Annotated in this window: 16 protein-coding genes; 9 read left to right on the top strand and 7 right to left on the bottom strand. The window is 63.9% G+C overall.

Features of this window, described 5'->3' with window-relative positions; all coding sequences use genetic code 11:
* Positions 1–2: 2 nt before the first annotated feature.
* Positions 3–368 (bottom strand): response regulator, encoded by a 366-nt coding sequence (locus IC761_RS15675; RefSeq protein ID WP_008566616.1) that lies wholly within the window; start codon positions 366–368, stop codon positions 3–5.
* Between the two features lie 201 nt (positions 369–569).
* Between IC761_RS15675 and IC761_RS15670 the strand changes: the two genes are divergently transcribed.
* The 3 genes from IC761_RS15670 to IC761_RS15660 are packed head-to-tail and all read left to right on the top strand — an operon-like array spanning position 570 to position 2,574.
* Positions 570–881: a DUF3572 domain-containing protein gene (locus IC761_RS15670; protein WP_195804093.1), complete on the top strand. Its 312-nt coding sequence runs from the start codon at positions 570–572 to the stop codon at positions 879–881.
* Positions 878–2,167: a DNA polymerase IV gene (locus tag IC761_RS15665; protein WP_195804092.1), complete on the top strand. Its 1,290-nt coding sequence runs from the start codon at positions 878–880 to the stop codon at positions 2,165–2,167. The genes IC761_RS15670 and IC761_RS15665 overlap by 4 nt, the downstream gene beginning before the upstream one ends.
* Positions 2,167–2,574 carry an ACT domain-containing protein gene (locus IC761_RS15660; RefSeq protein WP_195804091.1) on the top strand — a complete coding sequence of 136 codons (408 nt, stop codon included), beginning with the start codon at positions 2,167–2,169 and terminating at the stop codon, positions 2,572–2,574. The genes IC761_RS15665 and IC761_RS15660 overlap by 1 nt, the downstream gene beginning before the upstream one ends.
* On the opposite strand, the gene IC761_RS15655 is transcribed toward IC761_RS15660, so the two are convergent.
* The 4 genes from IC761_RS15655 to IC761_RS15640 form a co-directional block, all read right to left on the bottom strand.
* On the bottom strand, positions 2,571–2,987 hold the full coding sequence (locus IC761_RS15655) for an NUDIX hydrolase (RefSeq protein WP_195804090.1): 417 nt from the start codon (positions 2,985–2,987) through the stop codon (positions 2,571–2,573). The two genes, IC761_RS15660 and IC761_RS15655, sit on opposite strands and share 4 nt — an antisense overlap.
* A gap of 245 nt (positions 2,988–3,232) precedes the next feature.
* A complete protein-coding gene (locus IC761_RS15650) occupies positions 3,233–3,634 on the bottom strand; it encodes a RidA family protein (RefSeq protein WP_195804089.1) in 402 nt (133 codons plus the stop codon).
* A 68-nt stretch (positions 3,635–3,702) separates the two neighbouring features.
* On the bottom strand, positions 3,703–5,136 hold the full coding sequence (locus IC761_RS15645) for an HlyD family type I secretion periplasmic adaptor subunit (protein ID WP_195804088.1): 1,434 nt from the start codon (positions 5,134–5,136) through the stop codon (positions 3,703–3,705).
* On the bottom strand, positions 5,123–7,261 hold the full coding sequence (locus tag IC761_RS15640; RefSeq protein WP_195804087.1) for a type I secretion system permease/ATPase: 2,139 nt from the start codon (positions 7,259–7,261) through the stop codon (positions 5,123–5,125). Before IC761_RS15640 ends, IC761_RS15645 begins: the two co-directional genes overlap by 14 nt.
* Before the next feature lie 761 nt (positions 7,262–8,022).
* Between IC761_RS15640 and IC761_RS15635 the strand changes: the two genes are divergently transcribed.
* Both IC761_RS15635 and IC761_RS15630 read left to right on the top strand, forming a co-directional pair.
* The gene (locus tag IC761_RS15635; RefSeq protein ID WP_246791530.1) at positions 8,023–9,183 is read left to right on the top strand and encodes an autotransporter strand-loop-strand O-heptosyltransferase; all 1,161 of its coding nucleotides are present in this window, start codon (positions 8,023–8,025) and stop codon (positions 9,181–9,183) included.
* Positions 9,184–9,202: 19 nt separating this feature from the next.
* The gene (locus tag IC761_RS15630) at positions 9,203–10,942 is read left to right on the top strand and encodes a hypothetical protein (protein ID WP_195804085.1); all 1,740 of its coding nucleotides are present in this window, start codon (positions 9,203–9,205) and stop codon (positions 10,940–10,942) included.
* Positions 10,943–11,049: 107 nt separating this feature from the next.
* Here IC761_RS15630 and IC761_RS15625 read toward each other — a convergent pair whose 3' ends face one another.
* Positions 11,050–11,895 carry a cell envelope integrity EipB family protein gene (locus tag IC761_RS15625; protein WP_195804084.1) on the bottom strand — a complete coding sequence of 282 codons (846 nt, stop codon included), beginning with the start codon at positions 11,893–11,895 and terminating at the stop codon, positions 11,050–11,052.
* Positions 11,896–12,131: 236 nt separating this feature from the next.
* Here IC761_RS15625 and IC761_RS15620 point away from each other — a divergent pair, with 236 nt between their 5' ends.
* The 4 genes from IC761_RS15620 to IC761_RS15605 all read left to right on the top strand — a co-directional run bounded on the left by IC761_RS15620 (position 12,132) and on the right by IC761_RS15605 (position 15,140).
* The gene (locus tag IC761_RS15620; protein ID WP_195804667.1) at positions 12,132–12,599 is read left to right on the top strand and encodes a RidA family protein; all 468 of its coding nucleotides are present in this window, start codon (positions 12,132–12,134) and stop codon (positions 12,597–12,599) included.
* A gap of 5 nt (positions 12,600–12,604) precedes the next feature.
* On the top strand, positions 12,605–13,357 hold the full coding sequence (locus IC761_RS15615; RefSeq protein ID WP_195804083.1) for a glycerophosphodiester phosphodiesterase: 753 nt from the start codon (positions 12,605–12,607) through the stop codon (positions 13,355–13,357).
* A 47-nt stretch (positions 13,358–13,404) separates the two neighbouring features.
* Positions 13,405–14,646, top strand: coding sequence for a GNAT family N-acetyltransferase (locus IC761_RS15610; protein ID WP_195804082.1), 1,242 nt, complete (start codon positions 13,405–13,407; stop codon positions 14,644–14,646).
* 65 nt (positions 14,647–14,711) lie between these two features.
* Complete coding sequence (locus IC761_RS15605; protein ID WP_195804081.1) at positions 14,712–15,140, top strand: HIT domain-containing protein; 429 nt, start codon at positions 14,712–14,714, stop codon at positions 15,138–15,140.
* Between the two features lie 5 nt (positions 15,141–15,145).
* On the opposite strand, the gene tsaA is transcribed toward IC761_RS15605, so the two are convergent.
* Complete coding sequence (gene tsaA / locus IC761_RS15600) at positions 15,146–15,637, bottom strand: tRNA (N6-threonylcarbamoyladenosine(37)-N6)-methyltransferase TrmO (protein ID WP_195804080.1); 492 nt, start codon at positions 15,635–15,637, stop codon at positions 15,146–15,148.
* Positions 15,638–15,664: the final 27 nt, after the last annotated feature.

Raw genomic sequence — 15,664 nt, 5'->3', positions numbered from 1 at the left:
TCCTATCCGATAAAACGCCGGACCGTCTCAATGAATTTGCCGACCGAGATCGGCTTGGACAAATAGGCTTCGCAGCCGCCCTCGCGGATGCGCTCTTCGTCGCCCTTCATCGCGAAGGCCGTGACCGCGACGACGGGAATGGCGCGCAGTTCCGGATCGTCCTTGATCCAGCGCGTCACCTCGAGGCCCGAGACCTGCGGCAATTGGATATCCATCAGCACGAGGTCGGGCCGCATCTTGCGCACGAGGTCGAGCGCCTCGTAGCCGTTGCTGGTGCCCGAGGTCTGGTAGCCGTGCGCCTCCAACAGGTCGCGGAAGAGCTTCATGTTGAGCTCGTTGTCTTCCACGATCAGGACGGTCTTAGCCATAGCGCCTCAGGCGCCGCTCGCCGGCGCTTCGAAAACTGGATTCAAACTAGCCTCAGATTCGCTCTAGTTTCGTTAAACCCGAGGGGCCAGTTTCTGCGATGTGGTTTCCAGTTGCTTGTCTGGGGTCGCAAGACTCACGGCGGAGACTCGGGCATGATGCAAAGTAGACACCGAAAGTTAACGGAAAGGCAAACCGGGCCCTTGAAAAAGCCTGTTCACAACCCCCGCGAAGTCGCTGAAATCGTTGCGATTCAGGCGCTGTCCTTTATTGCGGGCGACCCGGAAAGGCTGGGCCTGTTCCTGGCTGAGACGGGGGTCGGCCCGGAGACGCTGCGGAACGCCGCCTCCGACCCCAATTTCCTCCTCAGCGCGCTCGATTTCGTGCTGCGCGATGACGCCACTGTGAAGGCCTTTGCCAAGGCCTCGGAACTGCATCCGACCAACGTTGCCGCGGCGCGGCAGGTGCTGGGCGACGCGCTCGGCGACCGGACCTGGGAGCGCGACGTGCCGTGAGCGTCCCCGACCCGGCCGGGCCCCGCTGCTTCTGCCGGGATTGTCTGGCCGATCTCGACATGGGCGTGCGGCGCTGCTCGGCCTGCGGTTCCCCTCGCCTGGTCCGCCACCCCGCGCTCGCCAGCCTGACCATCGCCCATATCGACTGCGACGCCTTCTACGCGACGGTCGAGAAGCGGGACAACCCTGATATCGCCGACAGGCCCGTCATCATCGGCGGGGGAAAACGCGGCGTGGTGTCGGCGGCCTGCTACATCGCACGCACCTATGGCGTGCGCTCGGCGATGCCGATGTATAAGGCGTTGGAGGCCTGCCCGCATGCGACCGTGATCAGGCCGGACATGGCCAAATATGTCCGCGTTGGCCGCGAGGTGCGGCAGGCCATGCAGGCGCTGACGCCGTTGGTCGAGCCGCTCTCGATCGATGAGGCGTTCCTCGACCTCTCCGGCACCGAGCGGGTGCATGGCATGATCCCGGCAAAGGTGCTGGCGCGCTTTGCCCGCGATGTCGAGCGCGATGTCGGCATCAGCGTCTCGGTGGGCCTGTCCTGCAACAAGTTTCTGGCCAAGATCGCCTCGGATCTCGACAAGCCGCGCGGCTTTGCCGCGCTCGATCAGGAAGACGCGCGCTTGATGCTGGCCGAGAAGCCGGTCGGCTTCATCTTCGGCGTCGGCCCGGCCACGCAGGAGCGCCTGGTGCAGCGCGGCTTCCGCATCATTGCCGATCTCCAGAAGGCCGACGAGATCGAGCTGATGCGTCAGTTCCCGAGCGACGGCCGCAGGCTGTGGCGGCTCGCGCGCGGCATCGACGACCGCCGTGTCGAACCTGACCGGGGCGCCAAGACGATTTCGAGCGAAACCACCTTCGAGACCGACATCCGCGATTTCGCGTCGCTCGAGAAGATCCTGTGGCGGCTGTGCGAAAAGACGTCGTCGCGGCTCAAGAGCAGCGAACTCGCGGGCTCGACCGTCACGCTGAAGCTGAAGACCGCCGATTTCCGCCAGCGCACCCGCTCGCAGTCGATCGCGGCGCCAACGCAGCTTGCCGCGAAGATCTTCTCGATCTGCCGCGAGATGCTGGCGAAAGAGATCGACGGCACCGCCTTCCGCCTGATGGGCGCTGGCGTCAGCGCATTGCGCGAGGGCTCGCCCGCCGACGACACCGACATGCTCGACCGCCGCGCCGCGCATGCCGAGCGCGCGGTGGACAGTTTGCGCAAGAAGTTCGGCAGCGCCGCGGTGATCCGTGGCATTGCGTATGAGGGGCCGGAGAAGGCGGAGGAGTGATGGCAGGCGAACGCGATCTCGACTTGCTCCTGAGAGACATGAAGCCGGAGATTCAGCCGGGTGTCTTCGTGTTCTGCACAATCGCCGCAAGCGATCGCATTCCTGCAACACTCAATCCGCGCATGACGTTCCGCGAGCAGGAAGGAACGACGCTGGTGATCCTGCTTGAAGAAGCCGAAGCAGCGGGATTGCAGTACGCATTCCCTTCACGCCTGATTAGCTTGACGGTTCACTCTGCGCTCGATGCGGTTGGCTTCCTTGCGGCTATCACCACGCATCTGGCCGATTGCGGTATCAGCGTGAACGCCGTGTCGGCCTTCCACCACGACCATCTTTTCGTTCCCTCCGACATGATCGAAGATGCGATGGCCGCTCTCCGAGATGTATCGGAGGCAAGCCGGGATTAATCCGCTCCAGCAGGCCGTGAGCACAGCGGAAGCAGCTTGTCGCGCGTGAGAGGTGCGAGCTTCACCGATCCAGGCGTATTAGGGTCCAGCCAGAGGATCTCCTCGATCTCCGCGCCGGGATTGACTGACCGCGCGACGGCCACACGGAAAATCTCCGCATCGACCTGCCGGCCCGGCTCATGCGCGGCAGGCGCCGTGTAGCGTCCGACATAGATCATCTCGTTCGGATCGACCTCGATCCCGAGCTCTTCGGACAATTCGCGCCTCAGCGCCGCCTGAGGATGCTCGCCGGCCTCGATCTTTCCGCCCGGCTGCATGAAGGCCTCAGTGGCTCGTTTCCTGACGAGCAGCACACGTCCATCGTCGCGGCTGATCAGCGCCGCGGCGATCCGAATGGCATCTTGCAGAATCATTTCTCCACCTGCTTGTTTTCCAGCGCATTGCCGAAAGCCACCACCCATTCGCGCTGCGCGTCGGTATCCGGGACAGTCAGGCCTCGCGCGGCCCCGATCCGAGCCAAATGCGGATTTTCCGATGATCGTATCATGCCCCTGTTTTGCCCGACGTGTCCAGTGCTTCGCGGAGTGCCCCACGGGTCACGCCGGCGACCGTCCGCTACTGTGCATGGGGTTGTTTTCGATATTTTTGTGGCGAGCCCTCAATCCGCGACCGCCACCGCCTCGATCTCGATCAGCCATTCCGGCGCGGCGAGTGCGGAGACGCCGACGAGGGTCGAGGCCGGCGGCTCCATGCCTTCGAAGAAGGCGGAGCGGGCCTTGCCGATGATCGGGCGCAGCTCCGGCTTGTAGCCGACCACGAAGGTCGTGATCTTCACGATATTCGAGTAGCTCGCACCGGCCGCTTTCAGCGCCAGACCGAGATTCTGCATCACCTGCGTGGTCTGTGCGGCGAGATCGCCCTCGCCGACGATGCGCCCTTCTTCATCGGTCGAAACCTGGCCGGAGATGTAGATGGTGCGCGCCCCGGTGGCGGTGACGACATGGGAGTAAGCGGGATTGTGATGCAGGCCGCTGGGGCGGAGATGATCGAGCTTGGGCATGATGTTGTTCCCTGGCGTTTCTTCGTCGGGCGCAAGCCTATCCGGAAACGCGCCTGACGCCAACGCTGCTATCGCTCCCGCAGGCTCTCGTGCCGATAGCGCGCCAGCGGCGATAACAGATAGCTGATGATGCTGCGGGTCCCGGTCTTGATCTCGACGGTCACGGCCATGCCGGGTGAGAGATTGACGTATCTGCCGTCGATCAGCATCCGGCCCCGGTCGGGCGATATCCGGGCCGAGTAGACCAGCTCCTGCCCCTTGGGCTCGCTGCTGTCCTCCGCGCCCGGCGGTTTCTCGCCGTTCTTGTCGGCGGGCCTGTCGCGGGTGATGGCGTCGTGCGACACGCTCGTGACCTTGCCGTCCAACAGGCCATAGCGGGTGAAATTGAAGGTATCGATCTTGACCGCCACGTCCTGGCCGACCTCGATGAAGCCGATGTCCCGGTTCGACAGCATCGCCTCGATCTCCAGCCGGCTTTCCAGCGGCACGATCACCATCAGCGCCTGCGCCGGGGTGACGACGCCGCCGACGGTATGGATCGCGAGCTGCTGGATGACGCCGTCGACCGGCGCCGTCAGGCGCTGGAAGCTCCTCCTCTGCTCGGCCTTGACGACGTCCTGCATCAGGCCCGCGGCCTTTTGTTCGGCCTTGGCGAGGTCATCCGACAGCGAACGCTGATACTCGGCCGTCGTCTTGGTGGAGGTCTCGACCAGCGCAGCCAGCGCCGCATCGGCCTCCTTGTATCGGCTCCGTTGAACCACAAGATCCTGCTGCTGGCCGACCAGATCCTGCAGCTCCTGGAGATAGAAGATCTTCGACCCCAGCTCCTTGTCGAACAGCTGCTTGCGCATGTCGACGCGCTGCTGGAGCAGCGGGATCGTCGCTTCGAGCTTGCCGATCGTCGCCGTGATCGTCGCCCGCTCGGCCTCCTTCTGCGCGACCTGGTGTTCGATCGACGCCAGCTTGGCGGTCTGCTCGGCGGTCTGGCTCGCCAGGAACCGCCGCTGCACCTGCACGAGCTCGGCGGGAGCTCCCTCCGGCGGATGGAAGTTGGCGACGGGATCGCCGCCGTCGGTGAGCGCCGCGCGCAACCGCGCCGCCTCGAGCTGGGCACCGACCAGATCGCTCTTGAGATGCCCCAGCTCGGCCTCGTTCATCGTCGAGTCGAGATCGACCAGCACATCCCCTGCCCGCACCGTCTGACCGTCGGCAACCTTGATCGAACGCACGACGCTGGTCTCGAACGGCTGGATCACCTTGGTGCGGCCGCTCGGGATCACCTTCCCCGGCGCCACCGCAACGATGTCGACGGTGCCGAAGCAAGCCCAGACGATCGCAACCGCGAAGGCCGCAACAATCGTGGCGCCGACGGCACGGCCGACCGGATTGGGCGGCGCTTCGACGATCTCCAGCGCCGCCGGCAGAAACGCAATCTCGTCCCTGCTTCTCGCAGGCGCCTTGCTCGCCGGGAACGGCACAACCTTGTTGCTAGCTGATTTCATGCAAGCCCGCCTGAAGCCGGAACAGCGTGGCGTAGCGGCCGCCGGTCTTGATCAGCTCCTCATGGGTGCCGTCCTCGATCAAACGGCCGCGATCCATCGTGATGATGCGGTGGGCCATCCGCAGCGTCGACAGACGATGCGCGATCACGAAGACGGTCCGCCCTTTTGCGATCTGAATCATGTTCTGCTGCACGATCCGCTCGCTCTCATAATCGAGCGCGCTGGTCGCCTCATCGAGGATCAGGATGCGCGGATTGGTCACCAGCGCCCGCGCGATCGCGATCCGCTGCCGCTGGCCGCCCGACAAGGTGCTGCCCTGCTCACCGACGACCGTGTCGTAGCCCTCGGGAAGCTCGAGGATGAACTCGTGCGCGCCGGCCAGCCTGGCGGCCTCGATCACGCGCTCGATCGGCATTGCGGGATCGGTAAGCGCGATGTTGTCGCGGACCGTGCGGTTGAACAGGATGTTCTCCTGCAAAACGATCCCGATCTGTCGGCGCAGCCAGGTCGGATCGACCATCGCCAGATCAGTGCCGTCCACCAGCACCCGCCCGCTCTCGGGGATGTAGAGCCGCTGGATGAGCTTGGCGAGCGTGCTCTTGCCGGATCCCGACGTGCCGACGACGCCGACGAACTGCCCCGCCGGCACGCTCACACTGACATCGCTGAGGATCTCGGGTCCGTCGATGCGGTATCGAAAGGTGACATGCTCGAACCTGATATCACCGCGGATCGCGGGCAACGCCGCCCGCCCCGGGGTATACACGGGCTCGGCTTGCGTGTTCAGGATGTCGCCGAGGCGCTGCACCGACAACCGTGCCTGATGGAAATCCTGCCAGATCTGCGCCAGACGGAGCACCGGTGCACTGACACGGCCGGACAGGAGATTGAAGGCGACGAGCTCGCCGACGGTCAGATCGCCCGCAATGACGAGCTTGGCGCCGAAATAGAGGATCGCGGCGGTCGCGACCTTGCTGACGAGCTGGATCGCCTGGCTTGCGGTGTTGCCGAGGCTGATGACGCGGAAGCTCGCCGCGACGTAAGCGGCGAGCTGCTCCTCCCAGCGCCGCTGCATCTGCGGCTCCAGCGCCATCGCCTTCAGCGTCTCGACGCCCGCGACGCACTCGACCAGGAAGGCCTGGTTCTCCGCGCCACGCTGGAATTTCTCGTCGAGCCGCCAGCGAAAGGCGGGACTGACCCCCGCTGATATGGCGATGTAGAACGGAAACGAGGCGAGCGTGACCAGCGTCAGCAGCGGCGAATAAAACCACATCACCACGATGAAGACGATGGTGAAGAACAGATCGATCACGATCGTCAAGGCAGAGCTGGTGAGAAAGTTGCGGATGTTCTCCAGCTCACGCACCCGGGCAACGGAGTCGCCAACGCGCCGCGCCCGGAAATATCCGATCGGAAGCGCCAGCAGATGCCGAAACAGCCGCGCACCCAATTCGACGTCGATGCGATTGGTCGTGTGCGAGAACAGGTAAGTGCGGAGCGCTCCGAGGATGGTCTCGAACACCGCGATCGCAATCAGCCCGGCCACCAGCACGTCCAGCGTGGTCATGCTGCGATGGACCAGCACCTTGTCGATCACGACCTGGAACAGCAGCGGCGAGACGAGCGCGAACAGCTGGAGGAACAACGACCCGACCAGGACCTCGCCGAGCAACCGCCGGTATTTCTGCATGGCTCCGAGGAACCACGTGATGTCAAAGCGTCGGCTGAGATCGGTCAGGAGTGCCCGCTTCGCAATCAGGATGGCCCGGCCATCCCACACGGCCTCAAACTCGGCCCGGGTCATGAGATCCGGCTTCGAAGCTTCCGGCGCCTGGACAATGATCTTGTCGTCCCCGGCCTTGCCGAGCAGCAAAAATCCGCCATCGCGCAGGACCGCGATGCAGGGCATCGGAATCCCGGCGAGCCGCTCCCAACGCGCAGAGATCGTCTTTGCCTTCAAACCGAAGACCTTGGCGCAGCGCAGGATCTCGGTCACGCCGATCCCGGTGCCGAATTGATGCCGAACCTGATCCGGGCTTACCCCCACGCCATTCAGACGCAACAAGGCGACGACCGCATGAAGGCCGGGATCACTGGGCAACGCCTGGACCGCATCGTCAGCCATGCGCAGCCCCGCAAAATGCCCATTCCATCACGTCAAGACACTCCGACGGGCGCATTGTCTGCTCCTTGCATCCCACATCAGGCACAATGCGCAGGCCGCGCCCAAATCAGTATGATATATTAACGATCTATGTTATAGCTACCAAATGCGACTCATATACGAATGTGGATTTGAATTGGACCGCCGGCCTTGACGCCTCTTCAGTGCCGCTCGCGGAACGCCTCCGATACCCATTGGCATCCAGATCGGCACCAACAGCAACTCCGCGATACGCTCATCGTATCTACAAAATAGGACCTATTCGGTCCTCATCATCTGAGACGCGCCGATCAACTTGTCATGATTCGTCGCGAGATACCGCGGGGCGCCTTCCCGCAACAATCGATAGCGGCGATCCGACGCGTTAGCGCGCGCCACAACATAAGGATGAGCTGGAATAAAACGTTACTCACTGTGTTATGATAACAAATATGATGCGCATATTATAATTGGCGCACGTCACCACAATCAACTTCGGACGCCGATGACGGCGCCGACCCGACAGCGATAGCAACCAGCTCCCGCGCCAACGCCATCAGACGAAGTCCATTGCCGACTGCTTCCCGATGAATATTGCCCACGTCCCAACTCCCGCTCCTGCTGCGAACGGCTCATCCCGGCCACCGCCGCCCGCATCGGCTGACGCCGCCGCGCCGCCGGAGAGCACGCGGACGTCCTCCCCGGCAGTTCCGGATAAGCTGCCCTTCCGCCCGCCAGCCGACGTGCCGACCCAGTCCGGCCCGCTGGGGATTCGTTTCGACTTCAACGACGGCTGTAGGGTCTGGCTCCCCGACAACAACGGTCCCTACCGGGTCAGGCTCTGCGATATCGACAGCGGCAATGTCCTGTTCGAGACCGAGATCAAGTCCGGCCGCATCAATTCGACAAAGCGCTACTTCGTTCGTATCCGCCTCCAGATCTGGGTCAAGGACGAGATCGTGCTCGAGCACGACTACTCGGCAGCCGATCGCGACGTCCTGATCCAGCTCCCCGAGGTGACGCTCGGCGATACGATCGGATGGTTTCCCTATGCGGCCAGATTTCGTGCCCTGCACAATTGCCGATTGACCTGCACGATGTCCGAAAAGGTCATCCCGCTGTTCCGCACGGCGTATCCCGAGATCACATTGCTCCCTCACGGCGAGGTTGATCCGCGCCGCTACTACGCGACATACAGTATCGGGCTGTTCTTCGATGACCACGACCGGATGTTTCAGCCCTGCGACTTCCGTCACGTCGGTCTGCATCGAACCGCAGGCTACATCCTCGGCGTGGATCCGACCGAACAGCCGCCGCAAATTGCGCTCGCTGACGACACCCCTCCGATCGCCGAGCCCTATGTCTGCATCGCCGTGCAGAGCACCACGCAGTGCAAATACTGGAACAATCCACATGGCTGGCACGAAACGGTCCGCTTCCTGAAACAAGCCGGCTACCGGGTGATCTGTATCGACCAGAAGCCCGTTCACGGCTCCGGCGTGGTCTGGACCCACATTCCGCACGGAGCGGAGGACGAGACTGGCGACCGCCCGCTCCAGGAGCGCGCGCGCTGGGTCAGGCACGCGGCCTTCTTCATCGGCCTGTCGAGCGGGCTGTCGTGGCTTGCCTGGGCGACCGGAACGCCCGTCGTCCTCATCAGCGGCTTCACGCATCCGACCAATGAGTTCACGACGCCGCACCGCGTCGTCAACTACCACGCCTGCAATTCCTGCTGGAACGATCCTGTTCACAGGTTCGACCACAAAGACTTCCTGTGGTGCCCGCGCCACAAGGACACTCCGCGGCAATTCGAATGCACGCGGCTGATCACCTTCGACCAAGTACGACGCACGATCGAAGCGATCCCGGGGTTCGGGACGCAGAACGGCAATAGGACACAGTGAATTTTACAGGAGAGATGCGATGACTGACACAGTGCAGCCCGGCGAGACGTTGGACGTCGGCTCCGGGACGACCGCCGATGGGACCTTGGTCTTGTGGAGCGGCACGCTCGAAATCAATGCCGGCGGCGTAGCCAGTGCGACGGTCGTAAACGGCGGCGGCCTGCTGGTGGTGGATTCCGGCGGAACGGCCGTCGACTCCTTCCTGGGCGGTCTTGCCGTCGAGAACGTGTTCGGCACCGACATCGATGCGACGATCGCCGGAGGCGCCGTCATGAACATCCTCAACGGTGGCCGGGCGATTGGCACCACCTTGGACGGCGCCGCCCAGAACATCTACTCGGGCGGAACGGCCAGCGGCACAACCGGCAGCGGCGTTCAGGCCATTTATGACGGCGGTATCGCGACCGGAACGAACCTGAGCACCGGCGCGCAATGGGTCTATTCCGGCGGCGTGGCCAGCGGCACGACGCTCGGCAACGGTATCTACCAGGCCGTCTATGGCGGCGCGATGGTCAGCGCAACGACCATTGCCGGTGGCCAGGAGGACGTTATCGGCACCGCGATCAACACGACGATGACGAGCGGCTGGCAATTCATCGGAAGCGGCGGCGTCGCAAGCAACACGACCATGAGCGGCGGCTCCGAATATGTGCTGGCTGGCGGCACCGCGTCCGGTACGCATATTAGCGGCGGGTCGCAGATCGTCTGGGACGGCGTCGCCAACAACACGGTGATGACCGGCGGCACGCAGACCGTGCTTGGCGGCGGCGTCGTGAGCGGCACGACCCTGACAAGCGCAACGCAGCAGGTCGAGGTTTACGGCCTGGCAGTCGCGACCGTGGTCAATCGCGGCGGCTACGAAGTCGTCACCTCGGGCGGTTTCACCAGCGGTACGATCGTCAATAGCGGTGGCTACGAGTTCGTCAGCGCGGGCGGCAGCTCGGTGGCGACCACGGTCAACCGCGGCGGCTATGAAATCGTGAGCGCCGGCGCGACGTCCACCAACACGACGGTGAATTCCGGCGGCTACGAGGTCGTCGACACCGGCGGCATCTCGAACGGCGCCACGGTGTTGACCGGCGGCTACGCCATGATCCAGGTCGGCGGCCTGGCGAACAACATGGTCATCAGCGCGGGCTATCAGTTTGTCTACGGTACCGCCGACAACACGACCAATCTCGGAGGCACCGAATACATCTATGGCGTCGTCGACGACACCGTGATCGGAAATCACGGCAAGGAGAACGTCATGGGCGTGGCCAACGACGTGGTCGTGAACAGCGGCGGCCTTCAGACCGTCTCGGGCGGCATCACCAACGGAACGATCGTCCACAGTGGCGGCGTCGAGCTGGTGAACAGCGGTATCGCCAACGGTACGATCATCTCGGGTGGTCTCGAGCATGTCGCCGAAGGTGGCGCAGCAGCCGATGTCACGTTCCAGGGCGGAAACGGCACGCTCCAGCTCGACAGCTCCGATCTGTTCTCGGGTCAGATCTCCGGGTTTGGCGACACCGACATGCTCGACCTCAGGGACATCGCCTTCGGTGCAGGGACGACGTTAGGCTATGCGGCCGACCCCGGCAATGGGAGCGGAGCGCTAACCCTCAGCGACGGTACCAATTCGGCGTCGCTATCCCTGCTCGGCCAGTACGCGGCCGCGAACTTCACGCTGGCTTCGGATGGACATGGCGGCACGATGATCACCGAGCACAATGCGGTGGCGTCGGGAAGCCTGGCTCCCAACGCGCTGGCAGCCTAACGGCAGAGCGAGACCACGGGGGCCTTGCTTCGCAGCACACATCAAGAGGGCGCGGCTTCACTGAAGCTGCGCCCTTTTTTCTTGCCGCGTGACGGATGATCCCGCCCTCAATTACAGGGCTTGCTGTCCTTGACGTCGAACTTGCCCATCGCGCCTGAGATGACAAAGTCGTTGTAGTCGAGCACGAGCTGGCGGGAGACGCCGTTTTCGTAGAGCTCGAACGACATGGCATAGACCGGCGTCTGCTCGCCTTCCTTCTGCTGGGCCTCGCGGTCGAAATAGCTGACGGTGACCGGCCAGCGTTTGAGCGATTTCATGTGCTCGTCCGACGTCGACGGATCGGGCGAAGCGGTGCGGTCGTCCGGGATCGGCTGGCCGATCACGGTCAGGGTGTTGTAGACCTTCTCGCCATCGTCGGAGCCGTCATAGACGGAGAGCTCGAGCAGCGGCTTGCCCTCCTTGGCCGCCGCAATGATGCGCTGGATCTGCTCGGTCGGGAAAACGATCTTGCCGTCCAGGGTGAAATTCTTCGGCGCCGGCAGCTTCAGCTTGACGTTGATGTGGTCGCCGTCGCGCTCCGCCGAGCCGTCGACCAGGCCCGCCTCGGTCTCGTTCATGCGCGTCTCGATCTTGAAGCGGTAGCTTTTCCCCGCCGCATCCTCCCAGGAATTGGAGCGGAGGTCGCTCAGCGTGATCTTGCCCTCGCCGCTGTCGAGCTCGGAGACCTGACGGAATTCGGAGGTGTAACCCTCACAGCTACTGCCGGCGAAATTGTAGAGGATGCGGCCGCGCGCGCTGTTGATGGAGTTGGAGCGCGATTTCACAAGGCTCAAATCATAGAGCGCCTGATGCGCGAGGAACGGACCGTTGGCCGCATAAGCCCCGCCGCTGGGCCCGAAAGCGGCCGCCGCGAGCGCCATCACACCGAGCGAAGTCCGGAAAAGGTGCACCATGTCTGTTCCCTGGGGAAGCGCAGATTCGACACTTTAATGACCGTTCCATTGCGTCGCAACTGGGGCCGTTTCACGGAAAGTTGCGCCTCTTGGTTGAACCTCCTGTCCTGCCTCAAGAAAATGCAGCGCGGCGGCCCGGTCGGCTTGCTTGCATGTGACGGCACGATGGGCGAAACAGGGCGCGCCCGGCCGCGACGGCCGGAACGGATATGAGTTTTCAGACATCGAGGTCGAACATGGCGGGCACGGTCGAGCAGAAACTGGCGGATCAGGGCATCAAGCTGCATGAGGCGCCCACCCCTGTGGCCAATTACGTGCCGTTCGTGCGCACCGGCAATTTGCTGTTTGTGTCCGGTCAGGTCTGCTTCGATCCCTCCGGCAAGCTGATCGCCAAGGGCAAGCTCGGTGGCGGCGTCTCCCTCGAACAGGGCGCGGCGGCCGCGCGCGGCTGCGCCGTCAACCTGCTCGCCCAGGTCAAGGCCGCGCTTGGCGACCTCGACAAGGTCGTACGCGTTGTGCGCCTCGGCGGCTTCATCAATTCGGCCCCCGATTTCCTCGACGGGCCGAAAGTGCTCAACGGCGCCTCCGACCTGATGGTCGCGGCCTTCGGCGACAAGGGCCGTCACGCCCGCACCACCGTCGGCGTCGCCTCGCTGCCGGCGGACGCAGCCGTCGAGGTCGAAGGCGTATTCGAGATCGCCTGAGCCGGATGCGCGCTCCTGATTGGCTGACAGCCCGGCCGGTCGCCCATCGCGGCCTGCACGATATTTCGCGCGGCATCGTGGAAAACATGCCGGGCGCGGTGCAGGCTGCGATCGCGGGCAATTTCTCGATCGAGGTCGACATCCAGCTCTCCGCCGACGGCGAGGCGATGGTGCACCACGATCATGCGCTCGGCCGCCTCACCGAGGCGACCGGTGACCTCGTTGAGAAGACTGCAGCCGAGCTGAGGGCCATCAAGTTCAAGGCCACAGACGAGCGGATGATGTCGCTGTCCGACCTCTGCGGCATGGTTGCCGGCCGCGTTCCGCTGGTGATCGAGGTGAAGAGCCATTTTGACGGCGACCGCAAGCTGGTGAAGCGGATGGCCGAGGTGCTGGCGCCCTATCAGGGTCCCGCGGTCGGCATGTCCTTCGATCCCGACCAGGTGCTGGCGCTCCGCGAGCTTCTGCCCTCGCGCCCGCGCGGCATCGTCGCCCAGCGAAGCTATGACGACGAATACTGGGCTGACCTGACGCAGGCGCAGCGCGACAGCATGCTGTACCTGCGCCACGGCTTTCAGACCCAACCGCATTTCATTGCTTACAAGGTCGACCACCTTCCGGCCCCCGCCCCCTGGATCGCCCGCAATGTGTTCGGCTGCGCCCTGCTCGGCTGGACCGTGCGCACGCCGGAGCAGCGGACGCGTGTCGGCCAATACGCCGATCAAATGATCTTCGAGGGGTTTGTGCCGCAGGCTTGATGTCCCCGCCCTTGAAGTCGCTGCTGCAATGCACGATCTTGGGCGCAATGGCATCATCCGACATCACGCTCGAAGCCGTCCCATCCATCAGCGAAATTTCGCCGGAGGATTGGGACGCCTGCGCCAATCCTGGCAAGGCCTGCAACGGGCATGGCATGGGAACCTTATCCGGGCTCCCAGGCGGTTCGGCTGGCCTCTTAAAGCCCGCCTATAACCCGTTCGTCTCGCACGCGTTTTTCTCCGCCGCTGAGAAATCGGGTTCAGCCACCATCCGCACCGGCTGGGGGCCACGGCATCTGGCGGCGAAGCTCGATGGTCGCGTCGTCGGCGTCGTGCCCTGCTATCTGAAATCGCACAGCCAGGGCGAATACGTCTTCGACCGCGGCTGGGCGGACGCCTATGAGCGCGCCGGCGGCCGCTATTATCCGAAGCTTCAGGTTTCGGTTCCCTTCACGCCTGCGACTGGACCGCGGCTACTGGTCCGCGACGGCGTCGACCGCGAGCGCATCACCGAGGCGCTCGCGAGCGGCCTGGTGGCGCTGTGCGGCGTCAGCAAGGCCTCCTCTGTGCACGTGACGTTCGCACGGGAGGCCGAATGGAAGCTGCTCGCCGGGCACGGCTTCCTCCAGCGTACCGACCAGCAGTTTCATTGGCACAATGAGGGCTTTGCCAGCTTCGACGATTTCCTCGCGACGCTCAACTCGCGTCACCGCAAATCGATCAAGCGGGAACGGCGCGATGCGCTCGCCGCCGGCGTCACCATTCACTGGCTCACGGGCAAGGACATCACCGAAGATGCCTGGGACGCCTTCTTCGCGTTCTACATGGAGACCGGCTCGCGCAAATGGGGCCGCCCCTACCTCACGCGCGAATTCTTCTCGCTGATCGGCGAGACCATGAGCGAGGACGTGCTGCTCGTGATGGCCCGCCGCAACGACCACTGGATCGCCGGCGCCATCAACTTCATCGGCTCGGACACGCTGTTCGGCCGCAACTGGGGCGCGGTCGAGCACCATCCGTTCCTGCATTTCGAGGTCTGCTACTACCAGGCGATCGATTTTGCCATCAAGCGCGGCCTGACCCATGTTGAGGCCGGCGCGCAGGGTGAGCACAAGATTGCGCGCGGCTACCTGCCACGGACGACCCATTCCGCCCACTTCATCGCCGATCCCGGCCTGCGCCGTGCCATCGACGATTACCTCAAGCGCGAGCGCGCCTATGTCGCGGAAGCCGGACGGGAGCTCGCCGAGCTCGGCCCGTTCCGCAAAGGTGCCGACGAGGCGCCTTGACGGCTCGCCGAGGCTGATGACAGTAAGCGCAAAATCTATGCGTTAAATTCTTGGGAGCTGCTGCCATGACCGCCTACGACCCCAACAACATCTTCGCAAAGATCCTGCGCGGCGAGTTTCCCTGCCACAAGGTCTATGAGGACGAGCACGTTTTCGCCTTCCTCGACATCATGCCGCGCGTGCCCGGCCACACGCTGGTGATCCCGAAGGCCCCGGCCCGCAACATCCTCGACATCAAGCCGGACGACTTCGCCCATGTCGCCCGCGGCACGCACAAGATCGCCGCTGCCGCGATGAAGGCGTTCGACGCCGACGGCATCAGCGTGCATCAGTTCAGCGAATCCGCCGGCGGCCAGGTGGTGTTTCATCTCCACATGCACGTGATGCCGCGCCACGAGGGCGTGGCGATGCTGCCGGCCGCCAGCCGCAAGGAAGACGTCAAGGTGCTGGAGGAGAACGCGACCAAGCTGATCGCGGCGCTGAAGGCGGGTTGACGCCCTCACTCCGTTTGGAAATCGCCAGCCTGCGGCGCAGCAAGCGGCGTGAACTCGCAGCGGTCGGGCTTGATGTCGATCAGCGGCGTATGGTCGATGCAGTCGAGACCACGCACCAGAATGGTGCTGCCCTCGATGCCGACCAGCTTGACGATCGAGGTGCCGATCGGATTGGGCCTGACCGGCGAGCGCAGCGAGAAGGTGCCGCGGGTCTTCTCGTTGTTCTTCGGGCTTTGCAGCACGATGTCGCGGCGCGACTTGTCGAGCCAGTAGAGCACTTCGAGATTGCTGTAGAAATCGACGCCCTTGATTGCCGGCACGAACGGCTCAAAAATCTCGAGGCGGCAAATCGGACCGTCGTGGCGGCCCTGCCGCGGCGTCTCCAGCCGCGATGTCCACGGCGTGCGGATGCGGCCGATGAAGACGAGGCCGGCGTCCTCCGTCGACGGCAGCTCGATGGCGACCTCGCCCTCGCGGAGCTCGTTTTCGCGAACCATATGTCCCGTTCCTTGCTATTCGGAAGT

This window comes from Bradyrhizobium commune, from assembly GCF_015624505.1.
In the GTDB taxonomy this organism is placed as follows: Bacteria; Pseudomonadota; Alphaproteobacteria; order Rhizobiales; family Xanthobacteraceae; genus Bradyrhizobium; species Bradyrhizobium commune.
This window is presented reverse-complemented; position numbering and strand designations above follow the sequence as displayed.